The sequence below is a fragment of the Martelella sp. UBA3392 genome, from assembly GCF_002358775.1.
Taxonomy (GTDB): domain Bacteria; phylum Pseudomonadota; class Alphaproteobacteria; order Rhizobiales; family Rhizobiaceae; genus Martelella; species Martelella mediterranea.
Map to the genome: position 1 here is coordinate 1 of NZ_DEPM01000026.1, position 8,638 is coordinate 8,638.

8 protein-coding genes are annotated in these 8,638 nt (G+C 64.3%); all 8 read right to left on the bottom strand.

What is annotated here, in order from left to right; all coding sequences use genetic code 11:
* Positions 1-200: CoA transferase (locus B4E36_RS02105; RefSeq protein ID WP_345899918.1), on the bottom strand; the 200-nt coding region annotated here is incomplete at its 3' end.
* Complete coding sequence (locus tag B4E36_RS02110; protein WP_292057831.1) at positions 200-1,006, bottom strand: alpha/beta fold hydrolase; 807 nt, start codon at positions 1,004-1,006, stop codon at positions 200-202. The genes B4E36_RS02110 and B4E36_RS02105, both read right to left, overlap by 1 nt.
* Positions 1,003-2,946 carry a TRAP transporter permease gene (locus B4E36_RS02115; RefSeq protein WP_292057833.1) on the bottom strand — a complete coding sequence of 648 codons (1,944 nt, stop codon included), beginning with the start codon at positions 2,944-2,946 and terminating at the stop codon, positions 1,003-1,005. Before B4E36_RS02115 ends, B4E36_RS02110 begins: the two co-directional genes overlap by 4 nt.
* Before the next feature lie 72 nt (positions 2,947-3,018).
* Entirely contained in the window at positions 3,019-4,152 is a 1,134-nt protein-coding gene (locus B4E36_RS02120) for a TAXI family TRAP transporter solute-binding subunit (RefSeq protein WP_345899919.1), read from the bottom strand.
* Between the two features lie 123 nt (positions 4,153-4,275).
* Positions 4,276-5,424: an acyl-CoA dehydrogenase family protein gene (locus tag B4E36_RS02125; RefSeq protein ID WP_292057836.1), complete on the bottom strand. Its 1,149-nt coding sequence runs from the start codon at positions 5,422-5,424 to the stop codon at positions 4,276-4,278.
* Complete coding sequence (locus B4E36_RS02130) at positions 5,421-6,452, bottom strand: acyl-CoA dehydrogenase family protein (RefSeq protein ID WP_345899920.1); 1,032 nt, start codon at positions 6,450-6,452, stop codon at positions 5,421-5,423. Before B4E36_RS02130 ends, B4E36_RS02125 begins: the two co-directional genes overlap by 4 nt.
* Before the next feature lie 13 nt (positions 6,453-6,465).
* The gene (locus B4E36_RS02135; RefSeq protein WP_292057840.1) at positions 6,466-7,677 is read right to left on the bottom strand and encodes a CaiB/BaiF CoA transferase family protein; all 1,212 of its coding nucleotides are present in this window, start codon (positions 7,675-7,677) and stop codon (positions 6,466-6,468) included.
* A 275-nt stretch (positions 7,678-7,952) separates the two neighbouring features.
* Positions 7,953-8,444: a LysR substrate-binding domain-containing protein gene (locus B4E36_RS02140; RefSeq protein WP_345899921.1), complete on the bottom strand. Its 492-nt coding sequence runs from the start codon at positions 8,442-8,444 to the stop codon at positions 7,953-7,955.
* Positions 8,445-8,638: the final 194 nt, after the last annotated feature.

Sequence of the window (8,638 nt, forward strand, 5' to 3'; positions counted from 1 at the left end):
TAATAGCCCGATTCCTTGGTCGGCTTTCCGTCCTTGTCCTTCAGGAAGGGCGGGCCCCAGCGGCGGGTGTCGTCGCCTTCGCCCGCGCGCTCGATTTTGATGACGTCGGCGCCCAGATCGGCCAGGATCTGGCCGCTCCACGGCCCCGCCATGATACGGCTGAGATCGAGGACGCGGATATGGGACAGCGGTCCTGGCATCAGGCTTGCTCCTTCGTGGTCGGGTAGTTCTGGTCGAGAAAGGCCAGCAGGGCGTCGTTGAAGGCCTCGGGTTTCTGGAAGTTGGGCAGATGGCCCGCGCCGGGTATGATCGCGATCCGCGCGCCGGGGATGCCGCCGAACTGTTTCGACACCGCGTCGGGCATGGCGCCGTCATCGGCGCCGGCGATGCCCAGCACCGGGCAGGCGATCGCGGTGGTCTGGTCATAGTCCGAAAGCGCATAGGTCGCGGCGGCAAAGCCCTCGACGCTGGTTCCCGCGATCATCGCGCGAAGACGGGCGCTGAGGGCGCTGTCCTCGCTCTCGCCGGGCAGCCAGCGCGGCGCGGTAGAGGCGGCGATCGCTTCCATGCCGTCGCTTAGCGCCGTTTCGCGCCGCTCGGTCCAGAAGGCCGCGCGGCCGGGGGCGCTGCGAATCACGCCATCAACGGCGATGAAGGCGGCGAAGCGGTCGGGTGCCGCGGCAAGTGCTGCAAGCGCCGTCGGGCAGCCCATGGACAGGCCGGCCACGGCGCAGCGGTCCACGCCCGCCGCATCCATGACCGCCAGCAGGTCGGCGCCGTAGCGGGCGAAATCCATCGCGCCCGCGCTCGCCTCCGACGCGCCATGCCCGCGCTGGTCGTAGCGCAGCACGCGGTAGCGGTCCGCCAGCGCATCGGCCTGTGCGTCCCAGATCGACATGTCGGTGAGGACCGAATTCGCGAAGACGACGTAGGGCGCGCCCTCGGGGCCATCGATGCGCGCGTGAAGCGTGATGCCATCGGGCAGGGCAACGGTGAGGGTGGTCATGCGGCGATCTCCTTCTTGCGCGTCAGCAGGCCGTGGCCCATGACCAGCGCCAGTGCGGCGAACCCGATCAGGTCGGACATGCGTTCCGGCACCAGCAGGCACAACCCGCCGATAAGCAAGACCACCGCCTCCCAGCCCCTGGCGGAGCGGTTGAGGATATAAATCCAGCGTTCCGACGCGGCCGACAGCATCAGGATCGAGACGATGGCCGTGCCGACCGCCATCGCGACATGCAGCGCATCGCCTTCGAGGATAAGGTTCGGGTTCAGCACGAACAGGAAGGGCAGCACGAACAGCAGCGCGCCAAGCCGCATCGCGGTCACGCCGGTCTGCATGGCCGGCGCCTTGGCGATCGAGGCGGCGGCGACGGCGGCCATGGCCACCGGCGGCGTGATATAGGACAGCATTGCCCAATAGAGGATGAAGAGGTGAGCGGCCATCTGGCTGAATCCCGCCTCCGTCAGCGCCGGCGCGAGGACGACGGCTAGGAAGATATAGCAGGCCGAAACCGTCATCCCCATGCCGAGGATGAAGCTCGTGGCCGCGCCGAAGAGCAGCAGCAGATAGGGATTGCCGCCGGCATATTGCAGCAGTTCGCGGCTGAAGGCATTGCCGACGCCGGTGATCGCCAACGATCCCACGACCATGCCGACGCCCGCGAGCACCCCGACCAGCATGCCGATGGTCGTCCCGACCTCGAGGATCATGGTGACGATCGGCTTGCCGATGCCATCCTTGCGGGCGCGCCACAGCGCGGTCAGGACCAGCAGCACGGTGATGTAGAAGGGAGCTTTCGCCTCGGCATTGGTGGCGAGCAGCAGCCAGACCAGCGCAACGAGCGAGACGAGGTAGATCCAGCCCGAGCGCAGCACCAGCCACAGCTTCGGCAACTGGTCGCGCGGAAGCCCCTTCAGCCCGTTGCGGGCCGCATAGCAATCGGTCTGGATCAGCAGCACAAGATAGAACAGCAGTGCGGGCACGGTTGCCGCGACCATGATATCGGCATAGGGCACGTTCATGAACGACGCCATGACGAAGGCGACCGATCCCATCACCGGTGGCATCAGCGCGCCGCCCGTCGAGGCGCAGGATTCCACCGCGCCCGCATAGGTCGCCGGATAGCCGCATTTCTTCATGGTGGGGATGGTCATCGAACCGGTCGAGATCACGTTCGAGATCACGCTGCCCGACAGCGACCCGAAGAAGCCCGAGGACAGGATCGCGACCTTTGCCGGTCCACCGCGCGCATGGCCCATGAGCGCGCTCGCAAGATCCATGAAAAAGGCCCCGCCGCCCGAAACCGTGAGCGCCACGCCGAACAGGATGAAGCCGATCAACAGGTCGGCGATCACCCGCAGGGGAATGCCGATAATGCTTTCCACACCCAGCGAATGGCTGAGCACCGTTTCGCTGAAGCTCATCTGCGCGCCCCAAAGAAAGCCCGGCATATGGCCGGTATAAAGGGGGAATGTCGCGAAGATCGCGCAGATGATGAGCAGCGGCAGGCCGGCGCAGCGGCGCACGGCTTCCAATGACAGAAGCACGAGGCACGTGGCCATCACGACCACATAAGTCGGGGCTTCGAATTCCCAACCCTGATAGAGGATGGCGTCGGTCCGGGTCGAGAAGAAGATGCAGATGCCGAAGGCCGCCACCGCCAGCACCCAGTCGTACCAGCGCACCCGGCTCGCATCGGCCTGGCGCGCCGGCGTGCCGAGAAACGCCACCGGCATGAACAGACCCAGCACGATATAGTAATAGGCCGTGCTGATCGGTCGCCAGCCCAGGATCTGCAGGTTGAAGATCTGGTTGACGATGATGGCGATGCCCACGGTGGAAAGCGCCATGACGGCGAACCATGCAGCGCCCGAGATGCGCTGGGCCTCCTGCTGCCAGAACCTGGCCGCCCCGGGAGCGTTCGGAATGATCTGAGAAGACATGGGCCTTATCCTGTCGGCAGGGCGCGAGGCTGAATTGCCGGGCGCGGCGCAAACGGCCGCGCCCGAGCAGGATTACTGTGCGTTTTCAGTGCGATACTGTTCCCAGAAAGCAACCCAACCGTCCGAAGAGATTCCCTGCTTCTTGGCGGCTTTGGTCGCGGCGGCCCACATTTCCTTGTTCTTTTCGATCTCGGCAATGCGCTGGTCGTTCCAGGCCTGGTCGGCATCCGTCCAGATGCCGCGCTCCTTGAGATATTTGATCGCGCCGGGGTGGAAGGGCGCGCCGGACGGCGTCCGGCCCGAGTCTTCCAGTTTCCAGTTGGCCATCACGGCATTGGCGTCCTTGTAGTCCGGATAGGCCTGATCCAGCGCCTTCAGAAGGTTGTAGGCCTCGTCCTCGTCGGTGCTGGCGAGCGTCGTCAGCTGCGGATAGCTGTAGCCCAAGAGTTCGGCCGGGTTTTCCTCGGAAATGCCGGCGCCCTTGGTCATTGTGATCGGCTGGAACAGGCTTGCCCGCGCGGTCACGCGCTTCCAGCCCTCGGCATCGTCGGCGGACATGTCCAGCCAGTGGAACCCGCGCCCGGCTTCGGCTTCGCGCAGCGCGGCAACGGTGGTGGTGACCGGAACGACGTCAACCTCGCCGGCGACGAAGGCCGACATCATCGCGCCGTAGCCGGGATACATCACCTTGTTGACATCGTCCGGCGTCAGGCCGGCGAAGGCCAGTGCGGCCTCGGTGTTCATCGTGGTTGAGGGGCTGGCCTCGACGAAGCCGACGCTGGCGCCCTTGAGGTCGGCCATGGTTTCGACATCGGTGTCGTTGCCGGCGACAAGGCCGACGGCCGCGGGGCGGCCCATCAGCACCCGCAGGTCCTGCGGGCCCCAATCGGCGGCCGCGAACTCATAGGTCCCATCCGAAGCGAACAGGATCTCATTGCCCATGAAACCGAAATTCGCGCGGCCGCGCACCAGCGGCAGCAAGCGACCGATGGCCGTTCCCGAGGGCGTCAGCCGCACGGCTGTGCCGAATTTCTTGTCCAGCGCGTCGGCCATGGCCGAGGCTTCGACATAGCCGGTCGAGCCGAGATCGTAAGACGTCCAGATCATCGTCTTGGGCAGCGTCACATCGTCCTGGGCAAAGGCCGCCGGGGCGGTCAGCATGGCAACGGCCACGACCGTGCCCTTCATGAGGTTAGAATGAAACAAGCGAAATCCTCCCTTGGTATCCGTTTTCCGGAAAAATAACCGCGGCCTCCACGCCCCGATAATGTCCACCATGGCTCTTATGAGCTTAAAAGTCAATTCTATGATTTAATGAAGCCGTGCGGTTCAGTTCGGCAGGCCCAGCACGGCCTTTGACAGAACATTGCGCATGATTTCGGTCGAGCCGCCGAAGATCGTGATCGGGCGCGCCGACAGATAGGTGGCCGCCGCATGCAGACGACGATCGCCTTCGGGCGGGTGCGACAGGCCAGCCTCGGGGCCGGCGATCTCCATGATCAGCTCCGAGATGCGCTGGTACAGTTCGGACTGGAATATCTTCAGCATGGCGACGTCCGCGCCGATTTCCCGCCCGTCCTTCAGGCGGTCCATGTAGGTCTGGAACAGGTCGCCCAGATCGCGCATGTCGCATTCCAGCGCGACGTAGCGGTCGCGGAAGACCGGATCGTTCCAGACGCCGTTACGCTTCGCCAGATGGGCAAGCCTTGCCAGCGCGCTTGCCGAAAGACGGGGCGCGCCGATGAAGACCCGCTCGTGTCCGAGCAACGCCTTGGCGGCGGTCCATCCCTCGTTGACGCCGCCGACAATATGATCCAGCGGAACACGGACATCGTCGAAGAATACCTCGCAGAATTCGGCCTCGCCGGCGAGGTTCTCTATATTGCGGGTGGTGACGCCGGGCGCGTCCATCGGCACCAGAAGAAAGCTGATTCCCGCCTGTTTCTTCACGGTCTTGTCGGTGCGGGCGAGAATGAAGATCCAGTTGGCATCCATGCCGAGCGTGGTCCAGGTCTTCTGGCCGTTGATGACCCATTCGTCGCCGTCGCGCACCGCCTCGCAGCGCACCGCCGCAAGGTCTGAACCCGCGCCCGGCTCGGAATAGCCCTGCGCCCAGATGTCCTGGCCCGAAAGGATGCGCGGCAGGTAGTGCGCCTTCTGTGCCTCGGTTCCGTATTTCAGCAGCAGCGGCCCGAGCATGACCGGGCCGATATCGTGGACGCGGGCCGCGCCGAAGCGCTCGAGTTCCTCGATCATGATCAGGTGCTTGCCGGCGGAAAGACCCATGCCGCCATGTTCGACAGGCCATGTCGGACACAGGAAGCCGCGCCGGGACAGGGCCATGTACCACGGCTTCACCTCGTCCCAGTGCAGGCGTTCCAGCGGAAAGCGGGGGATGTCGGGATATTCGCTCTCGACGAAATCGCGGATCATGGCGCGGAAATCGCCGTCCGACATGGCGTTGTAATCGGTGCTCATGCGGTATCCTCCAGAGTGCGGGTGAGCCGGGCGCGCACCGCAATGGGCGCGCCGAAAAGATTGGCGTCGGTCATGGCGCGGCGGACGAACAGGCCGATATCGGCCTCGTCGGTAATGCCCATGGCGCCGTGCATCTGCACGGCCTCGCGCGCGACCAGCATCGCGGTTTCGGCCGCGCGCAGTTTGCAGCGGTCGGCATCGCGGGCACGGCTGGCGATATCCGCGCCGGTATCGAAGCGGGCGGCGGTCGCCATGACGGCGGCGCGCAGCAGCTCGATCCGGATCTTGATCTCGGTGGCGCGATGCTGCAGGGCCTGAAAGCTGCCGATCGGGCGTCCGAATTGTTCGCGGACCTTCAGATAGTCCAGCGTGATGTTGAAGGCTCGGTCCGACAGGCCGAGCAGATAGGCCGAATGCATCAGCACCGCGTCTTGAATAACTGCCGCGGCCTGCGGACAGGGAAACAGCTCGGCGGCCACCTTCTCGAGGCGGAGCGTGGCAATCCGTCCGCCATCCAGCGTGTCCGCGGCGGTGATCGTGACGCCCGGCGCATCGCGCGGCACGACGGCGACGCCCGCCCCGGTCAGCACGGCGAAGAAATCCGCATCATCCGGTACGGCGATCTTGACGCCGTGCAGCCCTCCGTCGGCCGCGCCGCCCTCGAACCGCAGCGATGCCGCATCGTCCTGCCACGCCGTTACCATGACCTTTGCGCCGCTCGCGGCCTCTTCGGGGAAGGCCTCGCCCAGAAGCGCTGCCGCCATGATGGTCGATCCGATGGGCTCGGGCGTGAGCCCGCCGCCCAGGACTTGCATCAGTTCGCAGGCCTCGCGCATGCCCAACCCCAGTCCACCGGCTTCCTCCGGAACGCGCATGAGGAACAGGCCCAGTTCGCCCGCCTTTGCCATCATGGCGCGGTCTATGCCCTTGCCGCGCGCGGCGCGGACACGGCTGAGATCGCCGTCGGCGGGCACGATGGCGCGCGCGCTGTCCACGATCATGCGGGCGTTTTCCATCCAGTCTTCCATTGTCGGCTTCCCTTTATGCAATCGCGCCGGTGCCGCGCAGTTCGGCGATGCGCTCCTCGGTCAATCCGATCTCCCGCAGCACCTCGTCGGTATGTTCGGCCAGAAGCGGCGGAGGCCTTGTGGCTGTCGCCTGATCGCCCGAAAACCGTACGGGGTTCGCGATGTAATTGACGCGGCCCGCGTTCGGATGGTCGAGTTGGCGCACCAGCTCGCGCGCCTTGACCTGCGGCATCTGCAGTGTGTCCTCGAAGCTGTTGAGCGGCCCCGCCGGAATGCCGATTGCCTCGAGTTCGGCATAGGTGGCGTCGGCGTTCCTGGCGGCCAGTTTTTCCGCGATCAGCGGGACCAGCGTGTCGGCGTTCTGCACCCTTGCGAGGTTGGTGGCGTAGCGTTCGTCATCGGCAACGCCGTCAAGTCCCAGATAGTCGGCAAAGCGGCGGAACTGTGGATCATTGCCGATGGCGATCATGATCGGCCGGTCGGCGCAGTCGAAGGCCTGCCAGGGGCAGGTGATCTGCGAGGCGGTGCCGTTCCGGCGCGGCAGCTTGCCGGAGGACAGGTAGTTCATCGCCATATGGGAGGCGGCGTGGATCTGGGTGTCCAGAAGCGCGATATCGATGAACTGCCCCTCGCCCGAAACGGCATCGCGATGGTTCAGCGCCGCAAGGATTGCGGCGACCGCATATTGCCCCGCCGTGATATCCGAGATCGAGTAGCCGACCAGCGCCGGTTCGTCCTCGGACGAGCCGGTGATCGACAGAAGTCCGCTCATCGCCTGGAAGATCGGGTCATAACCCGGCAGGTGCGCCATCGGTCCCGTCTGGCCGAAGCCGGTGATCGAGCAATAGACCAGGCGGGGGTTGAGCTTGGCGACCGTCTCATAGTCCAGCCCCATGCGCGCCAGCGTGCCGGTCTTGAAGTTCTCGATCAGCACATCGGCCTTCTCGATCAGCTCTCGCGCGATCTCCCGCCCCTCCGGCGATTTCAGGTCCAGCGCGACCGAGCGCTTTCCGCGGTTCATCGCAAGAAAGCTCGAGGTTTCACCCGTCGGCGCTCCATCGGCATTCAGGTGAGGCACGCCCATGCGCCTGACGTCGTCGCCGCCCTTGACGTGTTCCAGCTTGATCACGTCGGCTCCGAAATCGGCCAGCATCTGCCCGGCCCAGGGACCGGCGAAGACGCGGCTGAGGTCGATAACCCTGATATGATCCAGACATCCGGCCATGGCGTATCCTCCCTTTCCATTCCGGAGGGGAAAATGCCAGCGCGACGAAATTTGCGCAATCAAAAAATCTTAAATATGACTTTTTAATCTTTATAGAAGTTCGCGCCACCCAGCGCCGGCGTTCATGGCAGGATGTTGTTGCCGGAACGCAATCTCACGCTTCGCTCCAGGGCAAGGCCGGAGCCGGAACCGACCCTCACCGGATCGGCCTTAGGGAAAACCAGGTAAAACGGGGCGCCCATGACATGAACACAACTGGCGTGGTCGCAAGGTCGCTATTTCAGCTCTCGGGCGGTTTCGGTGATCTGGTTGCGAAACCATTGATGTGCCTGGGAGGAATGCGTCCTCTTTCCCCAGGTCATGTAGAATGGAAATTCGCATTCGAACGGGGCTGGAATCGAGATGATATCCGGCGAGAAAATTCGGGAAAAACCTTCCGAAGCAGTCAGCACCCGCTCCGTCTGCGCAATGACGCGGTCAATGGCGCCGAGGCCCGAAATCTCGATATGCGGCTTGATCGTTACGCCTATGGCGTCGAGCGTCGGAAGGAAATAAGGCTGCCACTCGGGCGCCGGTTGCGCGATGATGTGTTGTGCGCTCTTGTAATTGTCGAGCGTCATCGACTGTCGCGCCCACTTGCTTTCCCTCCAGACGAAACACGCATATTTCTCCGTCATCAGCCGCTTGCAGTAGATGCCGCTCTTGGTGCCTTGCAGCGAGACCGGCGTTTGCCAAGCTCTTTGCCTGGTCGGGTTGGTGTTCAACAACCCGACCCGGGCGAGCGCGCTATCGGCAGGCCGTCAGCCTTGGTTCCATATCTCTGGCCGAGATATTCACCGACGACGACGTCACTCGACTGTCTTGCTGCGCCGGCCGCTGAAATAGGGCAGTGCGAACAGATAGAGGCCGGTGACCAGCATCAGGAACAAGGGGAACAGGGGCAGGAAATACACCCATTCGG